The organism is Alkalihalobacillus sp. CinArs1 (assembly GCF_947387515.1).
Taxonomy (GTDB): domain Bacteria; phylum Bacillota; class Bacilli; order Bacillales; family Guptibacillaceae; genus Guptibacillus.
This window is the reverse complement of record NZ_CANDOB010000001.1, coordinates 742,554-766,992: the sequence shown is the minus strand read 5'-3', so window position 1 is coordinate 766,992 and position 24,439 is coordinate 742,554. Positions and strand designations below refer to the sequence as shown.

Sequence of the window (24,439 nt, the reverse complement as noted above, 5' to 3'; positions counted from 1 at the left end):
CGTTGTAAATAGTACTATGTTACCTAATTGTGCAAAGGTTATAAAAACTGTATTAATCTGTCATATTTATGTAACTGACTTGTTACTACACTAAAATGGCTGTGTTATATTTGGCTGTTACTATATGGGACATAGGTGATCAAGAGAAAAGAAACACCGAAAAATTATTTATCTCTCAGGAGGAATGTGTACATGGTAACTCGTAAAAACATTGTAAGGAACGTTGTTACATCTACAGCACTGGCTGGAATGATGTTTGCTAGCCCGGTAGTATCAGAAGCTGCTCTAGGAGATCAAACACTTTCTTACGGTGAAAAACACGGCGACGTCGTCGAGTTACAGGATGTACTGTCAGCCAAAGGATATTTCGACTATCATAAATCTACAGGTTATTACGGTTCAATTACTGAAGGTGCTGTAAAGCAATTCCAAAAAGCTCACGGTCTTGCTGTTGACGGCATCGCAGGTCCAAATACATTCGCAGCAATTGAAAAAGTCAATCAAGGACAAGCTCATCGTACGTTGATTCAAGGTGATCGAGGTCACCAAGTTTCAGCTCTTCAAGAAGAGCTTGGTGGATATTACAACTATAAAGTAGACGGAATCTATGGTCCTATCACAGAGAAAGCAGTCCGTGCTTTCCAGGCTGATAATGGACTAGCTGTTGACGGCATTGCCGGAGCTAACACCTGGGCAGCGCTGACAGGTAAGACAGTAAATGCAAAACCAGCGTCTACTGAATCTACTACTACTAATACTAATACCACTTCTGCTAAGCAAACAAACACAGAAAGCAAGTCATCTGAGCAAAGTGGACAAGAATTTAAAGTCGAAGCAACAGCTTATACTGCATATTGTGAAGGATGTTCAGGCGTTACAGCGACAGGAATCGACTTAAGAGCGAATCCTAACCAAAAAGTCATCGCAGTAGACCCTGACGTAATCCCACTTGGATCTAAAGTACACGTAGAAGGCTATGGTACTGCAATCGCTGGTGACACTGGCGGTGCAATCCAAGGTAACCGTATCGATCTATTCATGCCTGAAAGACAAGATGCTTTAAACTTTGGTCGTAAGACAGTCACTGTAACAGTGCTAGATTAATAGTGAATTTACAGAGCCTAACTCAAATGAGTTAGGCTTTTTTTTGTCGTAAAAGTACTATCCCTAAATGACCCAAAGTAGTACGAGATACTACTTTTGGATGAGTCTCATATAGTTCTTTCTCAACCAGGATTTAAAACCTTTAGTGAATAGGAAAATGGTCGCTACCAATGGATAATAAATAGTAAGAAAACATTGAATATTAAAAGGAGGAAGACGGATGAGAATGAGGCTTTGGTACGTAGTGGCACTCTCGTTTTTACTAATGGTAGGTTTTATAAACCCCCCTCAACCTTCAGCTAATCAATCTGCGGCGATCGACCCAGAATTATCTCAGCTGATGACGGAAGGGAATGGACCATTTGAAGTAATCGTAACGTTCTATGGAGATGGAGCTCCAACGGATGTTCAGTCGAACTTATTGGAAGAGGTTGGGGTTGATAAAGGGTTAACGCTTAAGAGTCTTCCGATGGCTGGCGTAATCGCGACGAAAGCTCAAATAAACGACCTTGCAGCTAACGATATGGTTCAGTCTATCTATTTGAATGAGAAGCTTGACTATTTCAACGCGGATGCAACAGATCTAACGGGTGTTGATAAAGTACGTACGGATGACGACATGAGAAAAGCAAACGGAGGACTGCCTGTTACGGGAAAAGGGATCGGTGTTGTTGTGAACGATAGCGGTGTAGATGGCACACATAAAGACCACGAGTTTGGTGAAAACCTTGTACAAAACGTTATGGGATCAACGAATCTTAGCAGTTTGTCTCCTGGTCTACTTCCTGTTACATATCAAGAGGATGTAGCAAATACTGATACTAACTCCGGTCACGGTACCCACGTAGCTGGTACGGTTGGTGGTACAGGAGAAATGTCGAGCGGGATGTATGAAGGAGCGGCTCCAGGAGCAGACTTGATCGGATATGGCTCTGGCGCAGCACTGTTCGTACTAGATGGAATCGGTGGATTTGATTACGCCTTAACGCATCAGTCTCAGTACGACATAAGAGTAATTACAAATTCATGGGGATCGTCAGGTGATTTTGATCCTAATCATCCGATTAACATTGCGAGTAAGAAAGTGTATGATCGCGGAATCGTCGTTCTTTTTGCAGCAGGAAATGAAGGTCCTGGAGAAAACACACATAACCCTTATGCAAAAGCACCATGGGTTATCTCGGTAGCAGCGGGAGAAAAAGATGGCACGCTAGCTGATTTCTCATCTCGTGGTACAAAAGGAGTCGGTGGGACGTTTGAAATGGATGGAGAAACGTGGACATGGGAAGACCGTCCGACTGTTACAGCACCAGGAGTTGATATCGTTTCAACCCGAGTTATCGCACCAGTAAGTTCACTATCAGCTCCTCAAGACGCTGAAGAACTTGATCCAGCGCACGTTCCTTTCTATACGCATATGAGTGGAACGTCGATGGCAACCCCTCACGTAGCGGGTGTTGTAGCACTAATGTTAGAGGCAAATCCTTTACTCTCACCTGATGAAGTGAAATCGATCGTGCAAGCAACAGCTACAAACATGCCAGGGTATGAAGCGTGGGAAGTAGGCGCAGGTTATTTGAACGCATACACTGCAGTAGATGCTGCTTTTGGTAATAACGACTATGGCAAGACAGTCAATTACAACAAAGAGTTTAATAGCTCTGTAGAAGCTTCGACCACGCGTGCTCCATTTTCAGTAGACTACAATCCTGTAACTCTTGTTTCAGATAATCAGCATGAGTTTGAAGTGCAAGAAGGCTTAACAAATCTTGTAGCGAAAGTGAATGCTTATGGCGTATTGGGGGAGACCGGTAATCCGGTCAACCTCGTTTTAATCGCTCCAGATGGAACGGAGTACAGCTCTGGAATCAGCTTGTTGTTTACGTTAACAACAGACAGAACGGTGTCTGTTAATGCACCGATGCCCGGTACTTGGAAAGCAGAAGTAAGAGGATTACGTGGTGACGAAGCGAATCCAACTGCAGGCCTTTCTTTCCCTGATAACATAGAAGGAACTCTTTCTTTTACAAAAGTGAGTGGATTTACCGGTCTCAATGATATAGAAGGCCATCCAGCAGCTGCTGCGATCAAGAGCGGTGTGAAGGAGCTGCTGTTTGATGCGAATGCTAAAGGAAACTTTATGCCTGATAGCAAGCTACAAAGAAAAGATTTAGCACAGTATCTTGTGATGGGTGCTGAGATTCGTCAGTCAGATTCCAAAGCATTAAGTGATGTGTCTTCTGACCTGCTTCCTTACGCGTCTGCTGTTACGTCTGAAGGAGCCGCATTCCGAGATGGAACTCATTCCCAGCAAGGAGTTATGCTTACTAAAGATGGTAAGTTCGATCCAAAAGGAAAGGTTACAAGAGCAGAACTTGCTTATTCGCTTGTTCAAAGTCTTGGTCTAGAAGAAGATGCGAAAGCATTCAGTGGTGACGTTACAGTTCAATACAAGGAAGAGCGTGTAGCGGTTGTTGACGCTGCTGATATTCCCCAGCACTTGAAAGGGTATGTTCAGCTTGCGCTCGATCTAAATATCATCAATGCGAGCTTCGAGGTTTCGCAAGGACAGTATGATCTTGAACCAACCGTTGTTGCACATTTTGAGCCGAATACTGATGTAACACGCGGTGATTTTGCCGTAGCGATGACAAGGTATTTTGAAGCATTTCTAAAATAAGAAGAGCTCTCGCTATGATATAAGTAGTTTTGGCATGAAAAAGTGAACAGGCAAAATTAATTGAGTATCAAGTTATATACCAATTTGATACTCTTTTTTCATTGTTATGATAGAGTTCCTTTCACTTTATAGTTGAAAAGCACAGGAACATGCAGTGGAGAATAATCATTGTTCGGTCGTACTATCGCGTGTTAAAACGGTTCTGATTTTACAGTGAGGTAGGGTTTTGCCACCATGAAAAAACAGGAGCTCAAACTATTCCAAGCTCCTGTTAAATAATATTGATTTCTTCTATCTAAAACATACCTTATATAGTTTGTATCATTAATCATCTAATTCTATAACGGAATTGATTTTCCATCATATGTTTTTTCGTGACTTTGAATAACTAGGAATTAGAAATATGCCTACCATAAACATGGCAAAGGATAGCCCGCGTATAACATCATAAAAGTCATTCTCTCTAAGAAAAAATACGTTTATAATCATTACAATCGCCCCTAAAATGACCATAGATATTCCTACTACTTGCCTCACCGTTAATATACACCTCCGTTTAGAACATCTTCACAAAGTGAATCTTACTTATCAAACTATCTTTAATTCAAGTCTTCAAGCCCTGTAAAGGAACAATCCATCCACTTCATCTTACCATGAATTTTCCAATTAGGATGGTAATTATTGTTGTAGTTACTTGATTGTTTTTGTACTTCAAAACAGGGCTATTTAGGATGCTAGAGTGGCTATTTTTCATTTTCTTTATGTTAACGTAAAAGAGAGGGTAGGCGATTTTATACATAAGGTAGGTTAGTAGTATGGTGGAAGTGGCGGTTATGAAGAAGAGTGAATTACAATCAGTAAGTCGTTTCATCGCTAAACTAAATCGAAGAGAAGATTGCCATATTGGATACTGTGGCACGAACAGCTGTGAAATAGCGGATACAATGAGGGAAGAATTCGAGGTGCCGTACTGGAAAAGCTTTGTCACGGTATATCAGTCAAACGTCCTTGTCGGTGTGCTTGGATTTGAAGTTGATTTGGAGCGTAATCTGGTGGAAGTATGGGGCCCATTTGTTGAAGATCAGTATTGGTCGTTCATACCAACGATGTGGGAGAAAATGCTTCAACTTCTTCCAGAAGAAACAAGTGTAATACAGATGTTTCCGAATAAGAAGAATATAAACTGTGTTAGATTTGCAGAGAGCTTAGGGTTCTCCCACAGTAGTGAGCAAGCGATTTTAGAGTTTAATAGACAGAGCTTTAGACGGGAAAACAAACTAGAAGAGATATCGGACGATTACATCATCCCCTTTATTTCTTTACACGACCAGACATTTTCGAACACGTACTATAGTGGTGGTCAAATTGTTGAGCGCTTGAACGACACTAGGAAGGTGTTTATTACAAGTGAGGAAGGCACGTTAACTGGTTACATCTATGTAGAAGTTGAACCAGAGTTTGGAGAAGCAAACATTGAATTTTTTGCAGTGGACGAAGCGTTTCGTGGGAGAGGAACCGGTGGAAGGTTACTGGATCAAGCCCTCTTCTGGATATTTACTTTCAAAGAGGTCGACACGGTCACACTTTGTGTGAATGCAGAAAATCAAAAAGCACTTCAGTTGTATGAGAGAGCTGGTTTTACGCTCGTACACGAGCTGAGTGCATATTCAAAAGAAATATAGTCGACAGTATATGACAGAAAGCGGGTGGTGCCTGGTACCACTCGCTTTTTCTTTATGTCATCTGCACATTTTCTACTTTTAGGTAACACTTGTCCAAGCATGTGGGACGAGCATACGTAAGATAAGGTATGAAATGTTTATCATTTCAAATTCTTGTTAAGGAGGGATTGTCACTATGAACGCCGACCTTAGAGAAGTATTTAAGGGCATGGTTGATGACCTGTTTGACGGGACAAAAAAGAAAAAGAAGAAAAAGAAGATAAAGCATGAGAAGAAACATGATAAGAAGAAGGATAAAAAGAAAAAGAAAAAGAAGTGTCGTTGCCACCGCTAATTATCCTTATTAATGAAATATTCCCTTTCCGGAGTTAATGTAGGGTTCCTGCATTAACTCTTCTTTTCACTTAAATTTAATTGAAAGGAGATTGAGTTGATGTATTTTAGAAGTCGAAATCCTAAAAGCGACGATCAGAAGCTAATTAAAATAGGAACTGAAATTTTCGCTGTTAGCCCAAAAAAAGTTCAACGAATCATTGACCATTCTTTTGAAGTTCTTGTCGTTTGTGACAAAAACGATGAAGTTGTAGGGTTTCTCTCCTATCGATTACGAATTAACCATATGATTCTTGTAGATTATGTAATGCTTCGTCATGATCTGCAGGGAAGTGGGATCGCTCGATCTTTACTACCTGCTTTTGAGAAATATATACAAAACAAAGGAATAACTGTGCTCTACGGTCTTGTCGATCGTGAAAATACCCAGGGGTTAGAAAGTTTAAAACGATTAGGATTTGAAGTGAAGGGTGAAGTGCTGTCGAACTATATCATCGAGAAGAAGTTGACTCGTCAAAACTCCATACCTGAAAGTCCATTACCTAAACACTCTTTACCTAATAGCTACTTAAAACGATTGACCCCTGCTCCTCGTTTGAGAAAAAGGTAATCCAATTTTTCGGTTTTCTATTTTCTATGGGAAACCGATCTTTTTATTCTTAGGATTAATCGTTTTGGAAAATTTTTGATATACTTAATTACGTGTTATTGATCAGTGTTTTCTCTTAATGATTCACAACTGGTAGACGAAAGGTGCGTGAGTAGTGTGAAGAAAAGTTTCACATCAGAGGATGCGATAAAAAGCTGGGATAACAATGCGAGAAGTTACACGAACAACTATTCAGAAGCAGGAGATTTACATAGAGAAGTCTTTTTAAATCCTGCGTTGTTCTCTTTAATCGGAGAAGTAGAACATAAATGCGTTTTAGATGCAGGCTGCGGAGAGGGCTATCTGAGCAGGATGCTAGCTCAAAGAGGAGCTATCGTCACAGCAGTAGATTATTCAAGAAGCATGCTCGAAATCGCAAATGAAAGAACAGCATCTCATTTACCGATCAACTATGTTCATGGCAATTGTGAGGATTTGTCTACTCTTAAGGATGCTAGCTTTGAAACGATCGTATCGAACATGGTGATGCAGGACCTTGCAGATCATGAGCGTGCATTAAGAGAGATGTATCGGTTGTTAGTTGATGGGGGAAGTTTCATCTTTTCTATCTTACACCCATGTTTTATCACACCAGAAAGCGGATGGGAGAAAGATGAGCAGGGTGAAAAACTTCATTGGAATGTCGATCGGTACTTCTACGAAGGTGTATACGAACAAAGAGGACTCGGGGAGGCTGGAGCGCTTTTCTACTATCACCGTACGCTATCAACCTACCTAAACAGCATCATACGAGCGGGATTCACTATCGTGAAGGTGGTAGAACCGACGCCTTCTGAGGAAATCTTAAAGAAATATCCTACATTTGAAGAAGACTTTCGCTGCGCTGACTTTATAGTATTTCAATTGAGGAAACCTACCGAGTGACAGGCACCACTCAGGTTTTGTCGAAAGAGATGAGAGCGCTCACAATGTGGTGAAGAATATGGTAAACTATTAGAAAAATCAGAAATATAAAGACGGGGTGTGTACATGCAACCTACCGTTCCGATCATTGAAACAAAACTTGTACCACCAGCATTGAAGGATACATATATTTACCGGGGATCCGTAATAAAAAAGCTAAAAGAAGTTACGACTTATCCCATCACCATCATTCATGGTGGAGCGGGTTATGGGAAAAGCACGATACTGAGTCAGTTCGTTAAGCAATGCAAGGTACCGGTATGCTGGTATACAGTGACAGAATCGGATGATGATATTTTCCCTTTTATCCACTATGTGGTTTATGCCGTTCGAAAGAAGTTTCCTTCCTTCTGTAAAGAACTCCTCGAAGTTATATCGAATATGGATTATTGGGTCAGCGAAGAAGACCTTCAGTTATTAAGTGCCCTATTTATCAACGAATGCGCAAAAATAGAATCAGATCTCATTATTGTCATCGATGATTTTCAGCTCGTTGATCACGTGTTTATGATCAATCAGTGGATTGAGAAAGTCATTACGCTTCTTCCTTCGAATGTTCATCTCCTTGTTTCAACTCGCATGAAGCCGAAATGGAATAGCCTGATCAAACTAAGCGTGAGTAATAGAATGCTAGATATAGGTGAAAGTGACCTATCGCTTTCTGGTGAAGAAACGCGTGTTTTTCTAACTGATTTTTATGAAGCGGCTATTTCGGAAGAACAGGTGAAGAGCATTCATTCTTTAACAGAAGGCTGGATCATCGCAATCAATATGATTGGAAGTCAATTGTCACAAGCTGATGAAATCGACTCGATACTAAGCTTTACTCATACGTCGATGGAAGAGCTCTTTTCTTACCTTGCTCAGGAAGTTTTCAACAAACAGTCTAGAGAAGTTCAAGCGTTCTTGCTGGACTCTGCAATCTTTCAGGAACTCAAGGCAGAAGAATGTGATCACGTCTTAAGTCGACCAAACACGGGTGAGATGCTGGAGGATTTGTTTTCTAAGAATCTATTTATTCAAAAAGTCGATCGCAATCGCTATCGATATCATGCACTATTTAAGGCATTCTTAACAAGGAGAGGTACTGAGCAACAATGTGAACGGATGAAGAAGCTTCGGTACTTATTGGCACAATACCTTGAAGAAACGAATTGTTATGAAGAGGCAGTCGTCCATTATATAGAACTTCATGATGAGTCTTCCATTGCTCGAGTTCTTCTTAAAACGAGTGAGAGGATGATTCATTACCGTCAGCTTGAAACGCTACTCGATCATTTGAACGCTCTTTCTGATCATATAAAAGACCACTATTATCAGCTATGGTTGTACGAAGGAGACGTATGGCGCTACCGGTCTTATTACGATCGTGCCTTTACATGTTACAAGAAAGCAATTGAAACTGCTAAATTAAATGAAGACGATCTCATCACGAGCAGAGCGAACGAAGGAATTGGAAACATCTATTTAGATACGATTCAGCCTGGAAAAGCAGAGCGCTTTCTAGCTGAAGCGATCCATTATCTTGACCGAACAGATAAAAACCATCCTGATAAGGAAAGGTTGTTTCGTCTCCTTGCTGAAAACCTTGTGAATTCTGGTCAAGCTGCGAAAGCTCTTAACTGGTATGTGAAAAGTGAAGGAGACGCATCATGGGTTGCTGGAAATCTGGATGCTCGTTTGTTATTGCGTACAGGTAAGATTTTTGAGTCAAGAGAACTTCTTCTTACTCGAAATTCATCGAAAGAACAATTACCTCAATCACATCGCGAAACGGAACTTTTGCTTTCTCTGCTAGAATCGCTTAGCGGTAATGGAGATCGAGCGAAAGAACTTGCGCAGCAAGGGATACAGCAGGGAATACAACAGGGTTCAGCGTTTATCGAAGCATGCGGGTGGATAAGAATGGGTCACGCAGTAGCAATATCAACACACTATGAAGAGAAGTTAGCGGTAAACTGCTATGAAACAGCGTTAGAATTAATGGACTCTATAAAAGTCGATCGAGGAAAAGCGGAACCTTTCATGGGTCTTTGTGCGATGTATGGAAGAAAGGGAACGTGGGAGCGTGCAAAAGAATATGGAGAGCGTGCTCTTTTTGAAACGAAAAGAGTAAAAGATGAATGGCTCTCTACTCTTATTAAACTATGTATCGGGCGATCTGCTTTCTATAGCGAGCAGTTACTTGATGCCGAGAAATGGCTTCTTGAAGCCTATCGCTCTGCAAAGTCGTGCGGAGATGGTTACGCTGAGATGCTTGCTGCGATGTGGCTAGCTTTTTTGAAAAAGGATGTAGACGACTTCAAAACGTATGTGAGTGTTTTTCTTCAGAAGGTTCAGATTGAAGAATATGAATTCATATTCATGAAGAGAACAACCTTTGGCCCGAAAGATCTGCAGCAATTTCTGCCTCTTCTTCTCCAAGCAAAAGAGTCAGGAGTTTATGAATCTTACATTTCAAAGCTACTCGATTCATGGGGATATAACCATATAGAATCACATCCGGGCTATACGCTTCGCGTTAAGACACTTGGAGAATTTAGTGTATCGCTCGGGGACAACGTGCTTGATCATAAGATGTGGCAGCGTGAAAAAGGAAAAGAACTATTTCAATATTTACTTGTTCGTCGAAACGCCTTCGTTCGAAAAGAAGAGATTTTCCATGACGTTTGGCCCGATACAGATGAAACCAATAGCCAGAGAGATTTCAAGGTCGCGTTTAATGCGTTAAACAAAGCGCTTGAGCCTGATCGTAAAAAAAGAGGGCAGCCATATTTTGTGATTCGTCAAGATTCCTCTTACGGTTTCAATAGAACGGCAGTAATTGACCTAGATTGTCATCATTTTGAACATTGGATAACGGAGGGGTTGAAAGAAAATCGTATCGTTCAGTCTAAAAAACTGCTAGAAAAAGGTTTGCAGTACTACGGTGGAGACTTTTTGACTGAGAGGCGTGTCCAATGGGCTGAGATTGAGCGTGAACGTCTTCGCCAGCTTTATGTGAGAGGCTTAGAAAAATTAGCTCAGCTTTTTATTCGGTTGTCTGAGTTTGAGAAGGCGATTCCGATTTGTAGAAAGATTATCGAAGTCGATGCACTGTGGGAAGAGGCATACCGACTGTTGATGTATTGTTATTACCAACGTAACAACCGACCTCAAGCAATGAGATTGTATAGGGAGTGCACGGTTAAACTTCGTGAAGAGCTTGCAGTAGAACCTATGGAATCCACAAAACAAATGTATGACATGATCTGTTCTGAAAACGTTTCCTTTCATGTATAAGATCGCTTCTTTAGAAGAAGCGATCTTTTTTATTTGTAACTCGTGTGTAACTTCCTCACTGTAAGCTATTCCTATAGAACCAACTGAATGAAAAGGGGGAAGAAGTTCGTGCGTAAACTCGTGGTTTTGATGATGGTGTTATCTCTTATTTTAGGTGCCTGTAGTTCAAACTCTCAGTCCTCTGGGGAAGCGAACGACGGTGATTCAAAGGAAACGATCAAGATCGGAGTGCTCGCTTCATTGACCGGGGCACTTGAAACGTACGGGAATCAAACGAAGCAAGGATTTGAGCTCGGACTGGACTATGCGACTGATGGAACGATGGAAGTTGAAGGAAAGAAGATCGAAGTCGTTTATGAAGATACTGAAACAAAGCCAGAAGTTGCAGTGCAAAAGGCAACAAAACTTCTAGAGGAAGATGAAGTGGACTTCTTAGTAGGGTCATCAAGTTCAGGGGACACGCTTGCCGTTCTTCCGTTAGCAGAGGAGTACGAAAGGATTATGGTCGTTGAACCTGCAGTAGCGGATAGCATCACAGGCTCAGAGTACAACGATTATATCTTTAGAACAGCCCGAAGTTCTTCTCAGGATGCCATTGCCGGAGCAGCAGCAATCGCAGGTGAAGGAGTGAAGATCGCAACGTTCGCACCAGACTATTCTTTTGGAATCGATGGGGTTGCGGCATTTAAAGAGGCTGCAGAGGACCTCGGCGCTGAGGTTGTACTTGAAGAATACGCTGACCCAGCTGCAACAGATTTTACTCCAAACATCCAAAAAATAATTGAATCTGACCCGGATTACTTGTTTGTCATTTGGGCTGGAGCGAACTCCCCATGGAATCAGATCAGCGATATGAAGCTTCAGGAAAAAGGAATCAAAATTTCGACTGGAGCTCCGGATATCGCAGCATTAAAGACGATGGAACCGTTAGTCGGTATGGAAGGTTTTTCGGTTTATTATCATAGCTTGCCAGATAACGAGGTCAACGATTGGCTAGTAGAGGAACACAAGAAACGTTTTGACGGGGCATTACCTGATTTGTTTACTCCTGGAGGAATGAGTTCAGCGATTTCGATCGTAGAAGCACTAAAACAAACAAAAGGGGATACAACGGCTGAAGGGTTGATCGATGTGATGGAGGGCATGTCTTTTGAAACACCTAAAGGGACGATGACTTTCCGCGAAGAGGACCATCAAGCGCTTCAAACGATGTATGCCGTAAAGCTTGAAAAGCAAGAGGGTGTTGATCATCCTGTACCGGTACTTATCCGTGAGCTTTCTCCTGAAGAAACAGCACCACCTGTTCGTAACTAATTAGCTAATGAGAAAAGGTGCTGCTATCGTTTTTGCGCAGCCCTTTTCTATGTATGTTGGGAGGTTAGTACATGAGTATATTGGAAGTTCAAGATTTAACGATCGCATTTGGCGGGCAGCTCGCAGTAAACTCGGTCGATCTTACCATTAAGGAGAAGTCGTTCACATCCATCATCGGACCAAACGGAGCTGGTAAAACAACGTTGTTCAATTTATTGAGTGGGCAGCTGAAGCCAACCAAAGGAAGTGTTCTATTGAAGGGAGAAGACATTTCGAGCCAATCTCCTACCGTCCGAACTCGAAAAGGGATCGGACGCTCTTTCCAGATTACGAACGTGTTCCCTAATTTAACAGTTTTGGAGAATGTGCGTCTAGCTGTTCAGTCACAGGCTGGAGTTCGATACCAAATGCTCAGGCATTTCAGAGGCTATAAGAAAATGACGGAAGAAGCGTATGACTTACTAGAACAAGTGATGATGGCGAAACAAGCAGACGCTCTTGCGAGTAACTTAGCACATGGCGAAAAGCGAAAGTTAGAAATCGCAATGTTGTTAGCATTGAAGACAGAGTTGCTACTGCTCGATGAGCCGACAGCAGGCATGTCGCTAGAGGAGGTGCCTGCGATTTTAAAGATTATTGAAGATATTAAATCATCAGGTGATCGGACGATTCTACTCATCGAACACAAGATGGATATGATTATGAATCTTTCAGATCGGATCATCGTCCTCTTTAATGGCAGATTGCTCGCGGAAGGCACGCCACACGAGATTATGAATAATGAAACAGTGCAGAATGCGTACTTAGGAGGCTTATACGATGACCACACTGCTTGAGGTTAACGATATTCAAACCTATATAGGGCAGTACCATATCCTCCAGGGGGTTTCTTTTCAGGTGAAAAAAGGGGAAGTGACGGTTCTACTAGGTAGAAACGGGGCTGGTAAAACAACGTCTCTTCGTTCAATCATGGGCCTAACACCCATTACTGAGGGTCAAATCATGCTTAACGGAACGAATATATCAAAGCTTGGAACCTACCAAATAGCAAATAAAGGAATCGGATTTGTGCCAGAAGATCAGGGGATTTTTGGCGAACTGACGGTGGAAGAAAATATGAAGATTGCAATGCAAAAACAGGATGAGGCGACGCTTAACCGATTGGATAAGATGCTAACGCTATTTCCTGACTTGAAAACATATTGGAAAAAACAAGGTGGGTACTTGAGCGGTGGGCAAAAGCAAATGCTATCGATTGCGAGAGCTTACCTTAATAAAAATGAATTATTACTTATCGATGAACCTAGTAAGGGGCTTGCTCCGATTGTTGTTGAAAAGGTGATGGAATCGATTATGGAAATGAAGGATGAGACGACGATCGTCCTGGTCGAACAAAATTTCAGAATGGCGATGGGTGTTGGTGATACGTACTACATTATCGATGATGGAAGAAGTGTTGAAACTGGAAACATGCAGGAACTCGCAGACAATGAAGAGTTAAAGCGTAAGTATCTCGGTATCGCATAGAAATGAGGTGAAAAGGTGGATCTTTTGCTAAATTTAATGATTAATGGACTTGCGACAGGTATGCTGATCTTTTTGCTAGCAGCAGGGTTAACGCTCATCTTTGGCCTGATGGATGTTTTGAACTTTGCCCACGGTGGCTTGTTTGCCTGGGGAGCATATAGTGGCGTGTGGGTGTACGGCATGACTGGAAGTTTTGTTATGGCGATCGTTGGTGCACTATTAACTGGGATTATCCTCGGCTATGTAACGGAACGGTTCATTATTCAGCCAGTGTATGGGAATCATGTCCAACAAATCCTTATCACACTCGGACTGATGCTTGTTCTATCGGAAATGTTGAAGGTCGTATTCGGACCTAATCAGATCGTAGCGTCACCACCCGATTATTTATCAGGAAGCTGGCAACTAGGTGATGTTGTCATCATTAAGTATCGTGCATTTATCATTCTTATCGGTGTACTCGTGTTTGCGCTCGTTCATTATGTTCTAAAGAACACTAAGATCGGCCTTACCGTAAGAGCGGGTGTTATGAATAAAGAGATGGTGCAGGCCCTTGGAATCAACATTAAAAAAGTATTCATGCTTGTTTTCATGATTGGATCCGCGATGGCAGCTCTTGGTGGTGTGCTTTTAGCTCCATATTCAGGTGTTATTTATGCCGAGATGGGGATGGATTTTGCCATACTTGCCTTTATCGTTGTCGTAATTGGTGGGATGGGGAATTTTGTTGGCTCGCTTTTTGCAGCGATGTTGATCGGCCTATCAGGCGCCTTCATGACATATTATGTTCCAGATCTTTCTCTCGCAGTAAATATGCTGTTGATGGCTGTCGTGCTCGTTGTTAAACCACAAGGTCTATTCGGTGCAAAGGGGTGAGTGAATGTTAAGGCAGCTGAACAAAAGTCCTGTGTGGATACTCGTATGTAGTGCAGTTCTCATTGTATTTCCGTTTGTGAATGACTCTAGAAGCCTTATGATCTTACTTACTCAGATCTTTATCTTAGCGATTTTTGCTATGAGCTATGATTTACTCCTCGGTTACACTGGAATCGTTTCGTTTGGGCATGCGATGTTCTTTGGAATTGGTGCGTATTCGACCGGAGTGTTGCTGAGTCGATTCGAACCGACGATGCTTTCACTTCTTATTTCCATTGCAGTAGGTATGCTCATCGCTTCGATCGTTAGTTACCTCGTTGGATTACTGACATTAAGGCTCAGCAATCACTTTTATGCGATGCTAACGCTTGCACTCGCGGGATTATTTCTTGTAGTAGCTGAAAAATGGCGCTCTCTCACTCTAGGAAACGATGGGTTTACCTTTCGAGTGCCGGATATAATGAGAGATCGTCTTTCTTTTTATATGATTTGTCTTATACTCATGGTCGCAGTTTTCTTCATTTTGCTTAGGCTTACGAATTCGCCGATGGGTAAAGTGCTCGTAGCGGTTCGTGAAAATGAAGCGCGAACGCAGTCGCTTGGCTTTCACACGATTCACTACAAGCTTATCTCAAGTGTTGTTGCAGGTATGATTGCAAGTCTCTCAGGTTCGTTGTACGTGTTGTCACTTCGTTTTGTAAATACGAGTGTTTTCGCACTCGATGTTACGTTAGATGCCCTTTTGATGACGATTCTTGGAGGAGTCGGAACGTTGATCGGTCCAATTATTGGTGCGGCGATCATCGAGGTTTCTCATCACTGGTTATCTGAGCTAGGAAAATCTTATGCCATTTTCGAGAGATGGATTATCTTCTTTGGAATCTTATATATCTTAGCGGTGATGTTCTTTCCAAAAGGCATCGTTGGATCGCTTAAAGAGATGAGGTGGAAGAAGCGGAAAACGAAGGTGAAGACTGAAAATAAGAATAAGCGAATGGCAGGGTAGGTGAACGCATGACGATTGGAATTGTAAGTTCAGGTGTTTATATTCCAGATTCGTATATTACAGGGATAGAAATTGCTGAAAAAGCAGGCTTACCAGTAGATGTAGTAGAAACAAAGTTAGGCATTAAAAGAAAAGCAGTTCCAGGAGATGAGGATCATACATGTGAGATGGGGATCTATGCTGCGGAAAGTGCTCTAAAGGAAGCGGGTATGAAGGGAAAAGACATCGACCTTGTCATCTACATTGGAGAAGAGTACAAAGAGTATCCTCTCTGGACGGCAGCTCTTAAGACGCAGGATGCCATCGGAGCACATCACGCGTGGGGGTTCGATGCTGCGCTGCGGTGTGGCACGACCATTATGGCTCTAAAACTTGCCAAAAGCTTGATGCTAACAGATGACGAGATCACGACTGTTCTTCTGGCGGGTGGATATCGAAATGGAGATCTCATCGATTACTCGAACGAACGCACACGCTTTATGTTTAATCTGGGAGCTGGTGGCGGTGCACTGATCTTACAAAAAGGTTATAAGAAAAATCGACTTATGGAGTCGCACATCATGACCGATGGTTCTTTCTCTGAAGATGTTTTTGTAACCGCGGGTGGTACGAAGAATCCGATTACGGTTAGAGAGTTAGAACTCGGTACCTATCGATTAGATGTTAATGATCCGGTCGGGATGAAGAAAAGGCTCGAACAAAAATCAATGGATAATTTCTTATCAGTTATTCGAAATTCACTCTATAAAAGTGGAAAAAAGGAATCTGATATCGATTATGTCGCGATGCTCCATATGAAACGATCTGCACACGATTATGTCCTAAGTGAGCTTGGTCTCACAGAAGAACATTCTATTTACTTGGAGGAATATGGACACATCGGACAAATCGATCAGATTTTATCACTGAAGCTAGCTGAAGCACAAGGAAAGATTAAAGCAGGTGATGTAGTCGTACTAGTATCTGCAGGAATTGGTTATGCATGGGGAGCAACAACGATAATATGGGGAAACGAGGAGGAAAATTTATGATTACAATACCAACTGTTCAGAAAGTCAGTCTTCCTAATGGAGAAGTGATGGGGTATCGAAAACGAGATGGGGGAGAAAAAACAATCTTACTCGTTCATGGCAATATGACGTCTTCAAAGCATTGGGATCTTTTCTTCGAAACATTTCCTGCTTCTTATACGCTGATTGCTATCGATATGAGAGGATTTGGCGAATCATCTTACAACAATAGAGTTGAGGGGATAGAGGATTTTGCTCAAGATCTTAAATTCTTTGTGGATGAGTTAGGATTAAACGATTTTACAATGATCGGGTGGTCCACTGGCGGAGCCGTTTGCATGCAGTTTGAAGCACAGTACCCTGGATATTGCGATAAGATCGTCCTCATTTCTTCTGCTTCGACAAGGGGGTATCCTTTCTTTGGGACGCATTCAGACGGAACGCCAGATCCTAACCAAAGGCTGAAAACAGTTGACGATATAGAAAAAGATCCGATGAGAACGATCCCGATTCAACAGGCCTATGATACGGGCAATCGAGCGCTTCTAAAAACGATTTGGAACTCTCTTATCTACACCCACAATCAGCCTGAAGAGAAGCGTTATGAAGCTTATGTAGATGATATGATGACACAGCGAAATCTTGCTGATGTTTACCATGCCTTAAATACATTCAATATAAGCAGTGTGACAAATGGGTTAACTGAAGGAACAAATCAGGCTAAACTCATACGTATCCCTGTTCTCGTGTTGCGTGGAGAACGAGATCTTGTCATCTCAAAAGAAATGACAGAAGAAATCGTAGAAGACCTTGGTACGAATACCACGTTCAAGGAGTTGTCTGCATCCGGTCACTCCCCATTCATCGATGATTGTGATCAGCTTACAACTATCATTACTGACTTTTTAGAGAACTAGGAGGAGTATTATGAGGTTGCAAGATAAGGTGGCTGTCATTACAGGAGGAGCGAGCGGTATTGGTTTAGCTGCGACAGAACGTTTTGCGAAAGAAGGCGCACGCGTTGCTATGCTAGATTTACAAGAGGAAATTGGCAAGCAAAAAGCGGAGGAATTACAAGCTGAAGGATACCGTGTTACGTTTTATCAGGTTGATGTATCAAAGGAAGATGATGTACAAAGGACGATAAACGATATCGCTGAGGTAAACGGAACAATCGATATCTTAATTAATAATGCCGGCATTACAAAAGACAGTATGCTGCATAAAATGAGCGGTGAAGCGTTTAAGAACGTGATGGATGTTAATGTGAATGGTGTTTTCTACTGCACCCAGGCCGCTGTGCCTTATATGGTAAAACAGGGAAAGGGAAAGATCATCAATACCTCTTCCGTAAGCGGAGTGTATGGAAATGTTGGTCAAACCAATTATGCTGCTTCAAAAGCAGCTGTCGTTGGAATGACCAAGACATGGGCAAAAGAATTGGGTGGCAAAGGCATAAATGTGAATGCAGTGGTTCCAGGCTTTACTGAATCAACTATGGTTGCGGCAGTGCCAGAGAAAGTAATCGAAAAAATGGTTGCGATGGTGCCTGTAAAGCGACTTGGTAAACCAGAGGACATCGCAAATGCATATTTGTTTCTGGCGAGTGAAGAAGCGGATTACATTAATGGAACGGCGCTTCACGTAGATGGTGGTATTATGATGTAATGTCTCATGCTTACGGTTGGGAGGGATGAAACGAAGTGGAATTGGATTGGATGGAACGACGAGCGAATCTATTCCCAAATGATTGCGCGTTAATCGATGGTGTTTCACGTGAAGAATGGACGTATAAGCAGTTGAATGATAAAGCTATACAGTTAGCGGCGTTTTTACAAAAGAACGATGTAGGGAAAGGTGATCGGGTTCTGGTGCTCGCTCATAATTCTCTCGACATGTTTGCATTGTTATTTGCGTGTAAAAAAACTGGCTCGGTATTTGTTCCAATAAACTGGCGTCTTTCTAATAAGGAAATAGCTGAGTTGGTCGAGGATTCTGACCCTTCCCTACTTATTTTTGATCGTCATACGAATGAACTTGCAAAGATATGTGTAGATCATATGCTGCTATGCGTCTCATTTGAGCAAGCGATGGTAAAGGATGGAATATGCCCCTTATCTCTCACAGAAGTGACTGAAGATGACCCGTGGATGATGATCTATACAGGTGGAACCACAGGAAAGTCAAAAGGTGCTGTCTTATCATATCGGTCGGTTAACTGGAATGCATTCAATACCGTGATGAGTTGGGGGTTAACGCAAAAAGAAACGACGTTAACCTATCTGCCTATGTTTCATACAGGAGGACTGAACGCACTCTCGATCCCGATATTAATGGCAGGAGGCACCGTGATCGTTGCAGACAAGTTTTCACCAGATGCTGCAATAACCTTATTGCATGACTTCAAGTGCACGATTGTTCTATTTGTTCCTACTATGTACCATATGATCGTGACAGATCCTATATTTGATCGTGTATCTTTTGATTCAGTCGATGTCTTCTTGTCAGGTGGAGCTCCTTGCCCGGAGTATATTTACGAAAAGTTTTCTGAGCGGGGACTCGCGTTTAAAGAAGGCTACGGATTAACGGAAGCAGGTCCTAACAACTTTTATATTCATCCAAGAGATTCTGCTGCTAAAAGAGGTTCAGTTGGAAAACCGATGTTATTTAACGAAGTGAAAATCGTTACTGAAAAAGGTGAGGAAGCCGGCGTTGGAGAAGTCGGAGAATTACTTATAAGGGGAAACCATATGTTTAAAGAGTATTTTCGTAATGAAGATGCTACGAGAAAAGCGGTACAAAATGGTTGGCTTCATACTGGAGATATGGCGAAGCGGGATCAAGATGGCGATTATTACATTGTTGGCAGAAAAAAAGAAATGATCATTTCAGGTGGTGAAAACATCTATCCAGTTGAAATCGAGAATGCCTTGCTTCGATACCCAGCAGTCGATGAAGCCGCAGTCATAGGCATAGAAGATGAAAAATGGGGACAAAAATCAGTTGCCTATATTTCATCACATTCTCTAGTAGATATCGATCTTCTAAAGGCATTCTTAAAGCAATTACTCGCTGCCTATAAAGTTCCTATGGATATTCACGTGACAAAAGAGCTGCCTAAAACGTCTGTAGGTAAGATCGATCGAGTTAAGCTCGTGCAACAAGCCTGTAATCAAGTGAACGTCACAAACATGGACGTGTGATAAATAACATATATGAAGCGGACCCAAATTGGGTTCGTTTTCTTTGGTTGACTGCATAGACTCGTATAGCGAAAGGAGGAGAAGCGTGAAGAAAATAGCGTTTTTAATCATGATGCTCGGTTTACTTATGAATCTAGTTCCTGAAAACACTGCATTTGCATGTTCTTGTGCAAAGCCCAGTGTGGAAGAAGTTCTGGAAGACCCTAATACCGTCATTTTTTCTGGAGTGGTGAAAGGAATTGATGAAAACAAAGGGTTGTTTACGGCGTCCACTGCAGATCCGGTTTCAGTTTCATTTCAAGTAGAAAAAACGTATAAAAATCTCGATCGATCGAGGGTACTCGTCTCAACAGCAAGAAGTTCGGCAAGTTGCGGATATGAGTTTGAAGAGGGGAAAGGATATTTAGTATACGGATATGAACGAGAAGGGTCCATCGAAACGAATTTCTGCACTCGGACAGTAGCGTTATCTGAAGCAGGGGAAGATTTACTGGCTATAGGTGGAGGAGTCAATTCATCAGTCAAGGTTGAAGAGCCATTGGGCGAGAAAGACAGCGATTGGATCATCTGGATGATTTCTACACTCATCGTTATCATACTTGTGTTATACATACTAAAACGACGCATAAATCGAAAATAATTATCTACTAAAAAGTAATCTCTACCATGCATAGAGTTGCTTTTTTTTATGGAAAAACCCTAGTTTCCCGGGTGGTTTTTATGTTTTCTTTCCTATGATATAGTTTGTGAGGTTTGATAGTTTGATAACGAAATTGAAAGGAGGAACCCTCATGCGTGAGCGATTGATAAGGTGGAGCTTTTTCTTTATAGGATTAGCTATTCTTGGGTTAGGGATTGCGATGACGATTAAAGGGAAAGCTTTTGGCATTGGTCCATGGGACGTTTTTCATTATGGGTTATATACGCAATTTGGATTAACGATCGGAACATGGTCCATCATCACAGGGTTCATCCTATTAGGCTTCACTTCTTTATATACGAGGAAATTACCAAAGTCAGGCGCTTTACTCAATATGCTTCTTCTAGGTATCTTTATAGACCTTTTCCTATTCATATTACCTGATCCTGTATCTCTTCTTTCTCAAGCAATATTCTTCTTGATTGGTTTACTTGTGCTTGGCTATGGAATTGGAGTTTATGTTGCGTCTGGATTAGGTGCCGGTCCAAGGGATGGAATCATGCTGCTTCTTGTTGAAAAAACAGGATGGCGAATTGACTGGGTACGAAATGGAATAGAAGTGACTGTCCTATTAGCAGGTTGGGCATTAGGTGGACCTGTGGGGATTGGAAGTATTGTGATCGCCCTATTATTGGGTAAAGTGATCGGCTATGCATTGCCACAATGTAAGTGGCTTCTCGCGGCTATCCTTTCTTATGACAGTAATAGAGGAACACCATTCGTAAAGGAATCATCACATTAACATGAAACTAGAATTCTTAATTGGATTCTAGTTTTTTTGATTGTGTTAAATCTGAATATTCTTTACTTTTGTAATCGTGCTTACAGTTATCGATTTCTAATTGTTTTATGATAAAAGTATCAAATGAAAGGATGTGAGGTTCAATGTCTGAAGTAGCAACGGCTAAAACTGTCTCCGAAGTCAGACCAACTTTCGCAAAATCATTAAAAGCATCATTGGTCGGTGGAATTGTAGCTGGAATCATTTTCGGTCTTCTTATGCAAATGATGGGTCGTATGGGCATGGTCGCAGGGTTGATGGGAAGTGAGAGTATAGCAGTGGGTTGGATCGTTCACATGGCGATCAGTATCGTCTTTGCCCTAGGATTTGGTGCAGCTGCAGTATTCACTTCGAAAACCTATCTTCTCGGTGTTGTTCATGGTATTGCGATTTGGATTATTGGTCCTCTTCTCGTAATGCCAGCGATGATGGGAATGGGAACGATGATCGGACAGGCGTTTACATCCGGGCAAATGATGAATCTAGGAACACATCTTATGTTTTCACTTATTCTCGCATTCGTTTATAAGAAGGCTAGATAAGTTTAAAAAATGGATTTAAGATCAAGCTAAGAAATCACACCTCATTTACAGGTGTGATTTTTTCGTGTCTAACCTTTTTGATAGTGTATTTAAAGTGATTTTATTAAGTTAGTGTAAATTCTAAGGAGTGAAATTGCTTATTCAAAGTGGATGATTTATAATGATTCCGAAAATCAATATCGATTTTCGATATTGGCATTCTTGATGAGGAGGTACTACTTGGATAATAAAGTATTGAGAAAACTTTTCTTAGGCTTCATACAAATTCATATCTTGCACCATGCGAAAGAAGAAGCGATTTATGGGTCTTGGATGTTGGAAGAGCTGCATGAACACGGCTATGAAATTAGTGCTGGCACCCTATATCCTATCCTGCACAATATGGAAAAGGACCTGCTGCTGGATCGGGAAGATGTCAACGTGAATGGAAAGATTAGAAAGTACTATCGGATTACTGACAAGGGAGATTCTGTCCTTCAGGAAGCTCGAGCTAAAGCCTTTGAACTCTTTAAAGAAATTAAATGATTAGGAGAGAACGAATTGAGTCAAAAGAATAATAAGATACAAACTCTTATAGAAATCTTATTTACATCTACAAAACTAGGATTAACTTCATTTGGTGGGCCGGTCGCGCACCTTGCTTATTTTAAGGATGAATATATCGATCGACGAAAGTGGTTAAATGAGAAAACCTATGCAGACTTGATCGCGTTATGTCAATTCCTTCCTGGTCCGGCAAGTAGTCAGGTTGGAATTTCTATAGGAATATTACGTGGGGGAATCCTTGGTGGAATTACTTCCTTTTTAGGTTTTACGCTTCCTTCCGTTATTGTTCTTGTCATTTTCGCATTACTATATCAAAACTTCACTTTGGCTGATGCGGGCTTTATTCATAGTCTTAAAATAGTAGCAGCCGCTGTTGTCCTACACGCCCTAATTGGCTTAGGTAAAAAACTTACACCAGATAAAAGCAGAATGGCCATTGCACTTGCTGCTGCCCTCATTATGTTGCTGTATCCTTCTGCATGGATTCAGATCATCATCATCCTAGCAGCTGGAATGGTAGGCTTGGCTTTGTTTAAAAATAAAGCAGAATCAAAAATTGAGCCTTTCCCCGTTAATATCTCGAAGAAGACAGGTATTATTTCGTTAACTGTTTTAGCAATTTCTCTTATTTCCCTGCCTATCCTTGCAAAAGCAGTTAACAACCCGTTACTGAATATTTTTGATATCTTCTTCAGAGTAGGTTCCTTAGTCTTTGGTGGCGGTCATGTAGTATTGCCTATGATCGAACGAGAGCTTGTCCCTCAAGGCCTTCTGTCTCCAGATGAGTTCTTAGCAGGTTATGGTATGGCACAGGCCGTTCCGGGCCCATTGTTTACTTTTTCTAGTTATCTCGGGACGATGATGGAAGGGATAACGGGAGCAGTTGTGGCTACCATAGCTATTTTCCTACCATCTTTTCTACTTATTATTGGAGCATTACCGTTCTTAAGTGAATTACGTAAGCGGGCTTCTTTCCAAGGCATATTAATGGGAGTTAACGCCAGTGTGGTAGGGATTCTATTGGCGGCTTTCTATGATCCAGTCATTGAAAGTTCCATCTTTGACGGTTCTGATTTTGCTTTAGGTGCTATCTTATTTGCTTTGTTAACGATTTGGAAAGTGCCAGCGTGGCTTATCGTTATTTTAGGTGTAGTTGGAGGAGTTATTCTGAATTTATTAGGTTTCTAGTAAAGAATAAAAGGTTGAGCCCTCATCTTTCAGGTGAGGGCATTACAGGCGGGGCTATAAAGAAATTGACCGACTAAGTAGATATTATATCTCTTAGTATTAGAAGATAGTGAATACAGCGAAGGAATTTCTCCCCTATAATAGTTGAAAGTTCTCGCTTTCTACAAAAATGCAAGAACTTTCACTGTGTATATTATTTTGAAGTCAAGTCTTCTCCATGAGCTTACCATTGATTAGGGTAAGCTCTCTTTTTATGAAATAAAGATTGAGTTGGTTATTGTAATTTGAAATAATTGGTATTGGATGGTTAGAAAATATACTTCAAGAAGCTATAATGCTCATCTGCGTGGAATTTATTAAATATTAAAGGACAAATAACTTTATGAAAAGTGGGGAAATAGGAGATGCAAAACTGTAAAAGCTGTGAAGGGGATAAATTTGTTAAAGTACCAGAATACGAAAAAGAACTGACTGTCTGTTTAAATTGTGGGGAGGTAGTTTCAATACGGTTTGTTAACCCAAGTAAATTAAAGAAATATATCAATTCCGATCATCTAAAATAATTAATTTCTTATTATCTTACCCAATCAGAATTGAGAGATAATACTTATAGATTATTAATCTAGAAAGGTCTACGCTTTTTTACTTAAAAAATAGCAGTGTTGTTTAATTAAAAATCGAAGTAAAGAATGGTGGGATTATATGAACAAAGAAAAACTATTAAAAATACTGGCTGTTTCTAGCTTGGTGTTGAGTGTGAGTGTTTGGGTTCCAAACATAGTGTTCCAAGTTGCAAGCCCTTTTTGGTTGCTAACATTTATTATAGCTCCGGTTGGTATAGTGTCTGCAGCGTTGATAAGAAATTATTGGCTAATTGGATCGAACATATTTATGTTGTTTAGCTTTTTTATTCTGATGTTTACTGGTAATTTTGTGAATTACATGATTGGTGGGAATCACTAATAAGGAAAATAGCGAGTTTTGAAATTACAAAAGGGTTACGTCCTCAGTTAGGAAAGAGGTTACGTTTTTTGTTGATATTGATGAGAATTTTACTTTCCTTTATTTTAGTTGGGATGGGCGGCTTGTCAT

Annotated in this window: 22 protein-coding genes; all 22 read left to right on the top strand. The window is 41.2% G+C overall.

Features of this window, described 5'->3' with window-relative positions; all coding sequences use genetic code 11:
- Nucleotides 1–192: 192 nt before the first annotated feature.
- The 22 genes from PFZ69_RS04085 to PFZ69_RS03980 all read left to right on the top strand — a co-directional run bounded on the left by PFZ69_RS04085 (nt 193) and on the right by PFZ69_RS03980 (nt 24,310).
- Nucleotides 193–1,104, top strand: coding sequence for a peptidoglycan-binding protein (locus PFZ69_RS04085; RefSeq protein ID WP_270179740.1), 912 nt, complete (start codon nt 193–195; stop codon nt 1,102–1,104).
- A gap of 220 nt (nt 1,105–1,324) precedes the next feature.
- Nucleotides 1,325–3,784, top strand: coding sequence for a S8 family peptidase (locus PFZ69_RS04080; protein ID WP_270179739.1), 2,460 nt, complete (start codon nt 1,325–1,327; stop codon nt 3,782–3,784).
- An 815-nt stretch (nt 3,785–4,599) separates the two neighbouring features.
- Nucleotides 4,600–5,466, top strand: a complete 867-nt coding sequence (locus PFZ69_RS04075; RefSeq protein ID WP_270179738.1) for a GNAT family N-acetyltransferase — start codon at nt 4,600–4,602, stop codon at nt 5,464–5,466.
- Between the two features lie 175 nt (nt 5,467–5,641).
- On the top strand, nt 5,642–5,800 hold the full coding sequence (locus tag PFZ69_RS04070; protein WP_270179737.1) for a hypothetical protein: 159 nt from the start codon (nt 5,642–5,644) through the stop codon (nt 5,798–5,800).
- A gap of 99 nt (nt 5,801–5,899) precedes the next feature.
- Complete coding sequence (locus PFZ69_RS04065; protein WP_270179736.1) at nt 5,900–6,409, top strand: GNAT family N-acetyltransferase; 510 nt, start codon at nt 5,900–5,902, stop codon at nt 6,407–6,409.
- A 156-nt stretch (nt 6,410–6,565) separates the two neighbouring features.
- Entirely contained in the window at nt 6,566–7,333 is a 768-nt protein-coding gene (locus PFZ69_RS04060) for a class I SAM-dependent methyltransferase (protein ID WP_270179735.1), read from the top strand.
- A 105-nt stretch (nt 7,334–7,438) separates the two neighbouring features.
- Complete coding sequence (locus tag PFZ69_RS04055; RefSeq protein WP_270179734.1) at nt 7,439–10,654, top strand: BTAD domain-containing putative transcriptional regulator; 3,216 nt, start codon at nt 7,439–7,441, stop codon at nt 10,652–10,654.
- Nucleotides 10,655–10,741: 87 nt separating this feature from the next.
- Nucleotides 10,742–11,968, top strand: coding sequence for a substrate-binding domain-containing protein (locus PFZ69_RS04050; RefSeq protein ID WP_270179733.1), 1,227 nt, complete (start codon nt 10,742–10,744; stop codon nt 11,966–11,968).
- Between the two features lie 71 nt (nt 11,969–12,039).
- Nucleotides 12,040–12,804, top strand: coding sequence for an ABC transporter ATP-binding protein (locus PFZ69_RS04045; RefSeq protein WP_270179732.1), 765 nt, complete (start codon nt 12,040–12,042; stop codon nt 12,802–12,804).
- Nucleotides 12,788–13,495 (top strand): ABC transporter ATP-binding protein, encoded by a 708-nt coding sequence (locus PFZ69_RS04040; RefSeq protein WP_270179731.1) that lies wholly within the window; start codon nt 12,788–12,790, stop codon nt 13,493–13,495. The genes PFZ69_RS04045 and PFZ69_RS04040 overlap by 17 nt, the downstream gene beginning before the upstream one ends.
- Nucleotides 13,496–13,510: 15 nt before the next feature.
- Nucleotides 13,511–14,371 carry a branched-chain amino acid ABC transporter permease gene (locus tag PFZ69_RS04035; protein ID WP_270179730.1) on the top strand — a complete coding sequence of 287 codons (861 nt, stop codon included), beginning with the start codon at nt 13,511–13,513 and terminating at the stop codon, nt 14,369–14,371.
- Nucleotides 14,372–14,375: 4 nt separating this feature from the next.
- A complete protein-coding gene (locus PFZ69_RS04030) occupies nt 14,376–15,377 on the top strand; it encodes a branched-chain amino acid ABC transporter permease (protein WP_270179729.1) in 1,002 nt (333 codons plus the stop codon).
- An 8-nt stretch (nt 15,378–15,385) separates the two neighbouring features.
- Complete coding sequence (locus PFZ69_RS04025) at nt 15,386–16,408, top strand: 3-oxoacyl-ACP synthase (protein ID WP_270179728.1); 1,023 nt, start codon at nt 15,386–15,388, stop codon at nt 16,406–16,408.
- Nucleotides 16,405–17,304: an intracellular short-chain-length polyhydroxyalkanoate depolymerase gene (gene phaZ, locus PFZ69_RS04020; protein ID WP_270179727.1), complete on the top strand. Its 900-nt coding sequence runs from the start codon at nt 16,405–16,407 to the stop codon at nt 17,302–17,304. Before PFZ69_RS04025 ends, phaZ begins: the two co-directional genes overlap by 4 nt.
- Nucleotides 17,305–17,314: 10 nt before the next feature.
- Nucleotides 17,315–18,055, top strand: coding sequence for a 3-oxoacyl-ACP reductase FabG (gene fabG / locus PFZ69_RS04015; protein WP_270179726.1), 741 nt, complete (start codon nt 17,315–17,317; stop codon nt 18,053–18,055).
- A 35-nt stretch (nt 18,056–18,090) separates the two neighbouring features.
- Nucleotides 18,091–19,590: a class I adenylate-forming enzyme family protein gene (locus PFZ69_RS04010; RefSeq protein ID WP_333489727.1), complete on the top strand. Its 1,500-nt coding sequence runs from the start codon at nt 18,091–18,093 to the stop codon at nt 19,588–19,590.
- An 85-nt stretch (nt 19,591–19,675) separates the two neighbouring features.
- Nucleotides 19,676–20,230: a hypothetical protein gene (locus tag PFZ69_RS04005; protein ID WP_270179725.1), complete on the top strand. Its 555-nt coding sequence runs from the start codon at nt 19,676–19,678 to the stop codon at nt 20,228–20,230.
- A 151-nt stretch (nt 20,231–20,381) separates the two neighbouring features.
- The gene (locus PFZ69_RS04000; protein ID WP_270179724.1) at nt 20,382–21,032 is read left to right on the top strand and encodes a YczE/YyaS/YitT family protein; all 651 of its coding nucleotides are present in this window, start codon (nt 20,382–20,384) and stop codon (nt 21,030–21,032) included.
- A gap of 143 nt (nt 21,033–21,175) precedes the next feature.
- Nucleotides 21,176–21,613: a hypothetical protein gene (locus PFZ69_RS03995; RefSeq protein WP_270179723.1), complete on the top strand. Its 438-nt coding sequence runs from the start codon at nt 21,176–21,178 to the stop codon at nt 21,611–21,613.
- A gap of 219 nt (nt 21,614–21,832) precedes the next feature.
- Nucleotides 21,833–22,138 carry a PadR family transcriptional regulator gene (locus PFZ69_RS03990; RefSeq protein WP_270179722.1) on the top strand — a complete coding sequence of 102 codons (306 nt, stop codon included), beginning with the start codon at nt 21,833–21,835 and terminating at the stop codon, nt 22,136–22,138.
- A gap of 15 nt (nt 22,139–22,153) precedes the next feature.
- Complete coding sequence (gene chrA, locus PFZ69_RS03985) at nt 22,154–23,347, top strand: chromate efflux transporter (RefSeq protein WP_270179721.1); 1,194 nt, start codon at nt 22,154–22,156, stop codon at nt 23,345–23,347.
- Nucleotides 23,348–24,049: 702 nt separating this feature from the next.
- On the top strand, nt 24,050–24,310 hold the full coding sequence (locus PFZ69_RS03980) for a hypothetical protein (RefSeq protein ID WP_270179720.1): 261 nt from the start codon (nt 24,050–24,052) through the stop codon (nt 24,308–24,310).
- The last annotated feature ends 129 nt before the right edge of the window (nt 24,311–24,439 follow it).

Coding starts and splice junctions, on each gene's coding strand:
- PFZ69_RS04085 (WP_270179740.1), top strand. CDS start 193: ATGGTAACTCGTAAAAACATTGTAAGGAACGTTGTTACATCTACAGCA.
- PFZ69_RS04080 (WP_270179739.1), top strand. CDS start 1,325: ATGAGAATGAGGCTTTGGTACGTAGTGGCACTCTCGTTTTTACTAATG.
- PFZ69_RS04075 (WP_270179738.1), top strand. CDS start 4,600: ATGGTGGAAGTGGCGGTTATGAAGAAGAGTGAATTACAATCAGTAAGT.
- PFZ69_RS04070 (WP_270179737.1), top strand. CDS start 5,642: ATGAACGCCGACCTTAGAGAAGTATTTAAGGGCATGGTTGATGACCTG.
- PFZ69_RS04065 (WP_270179736.1), top strand. CDS start 5,900: ATGTATTTTAGAAGTCGAAATCCTAAAAGCGACGATCAGAAGCTAATT.
- PFZ69_RS04055 (WP_270179734.1), top strand. CDS start 7,439: ATGCAACCTACCGTTCCGATCATTGAAACAAAACTTGTACCACCAGCA.
- PFZ69_RS04050 (WP_270179733.1), top strand. CDS start 10,742: ATGAAAAGGGGGAAGAAGTTCGTGCGTAAACTCGTGGTTTTGATGATG.
- PFZ69_RS04045 (WP_270179732.1), top strand. CDS start 12,040: ATGAGTATATTGGAAGTTCAAGATTTAACGATCGCATTTGGCGGGCAG.
- PFZ69_RS04040 (WP_270179731.1), top strand. CDS start 12,788: ATGACCACACTGCTTGAGGTTAACGATATTCAAACCTATATAGGGCAG.
- PFZ69_RS04030 (WP_270179729.1), top strand. CDS start 14,376: ATGTTAAGGCAGCTGAACAAAAGTCCTGTGTGGATACTCGTATGTAGT.
- PFZ69_RS04025 (WP_270179728.1), top strand. CDS start 15,386: ATGACGATTGGAATTGTAAGTTCAGGTGTTTATATTCCAGATTCGTAT.
- phaZ (WP_270179727.1), top strand. CDS start 16,405: ATGATTACAATACCAACTGTTCAGAAAGTCAGTCTTCCTAATGGAGAA.
- fabG (WP_270179726.1), top strand. CDS start 17,315: ATGAGGTTGCAAGATAAGGTGGCTGTCATTACAGGAGGAGCGAGCGGT.
- PFZ69_RS04000 (WP_270179724.1), top strand. CDS start 20,382: ATGCGTGAGCGATTGATAAGGTGGAGCTTTTTCTTTATAGGATTAGCT.
- PFZ69_RS03995 (WP_270179723.1), top strand. CDS start 21,176: ATGTCTGAAGTAGCAACGGCTAAAACTGTCTCCGAAGTCAGACCAACT.
- PFZ69_RS03980 (WP_270179720.1), top strand. CDS start 24,050: ATGAACAAAGAAAAACTATTAAAAATACTGGCTGTTTCTAGCTTGGTG.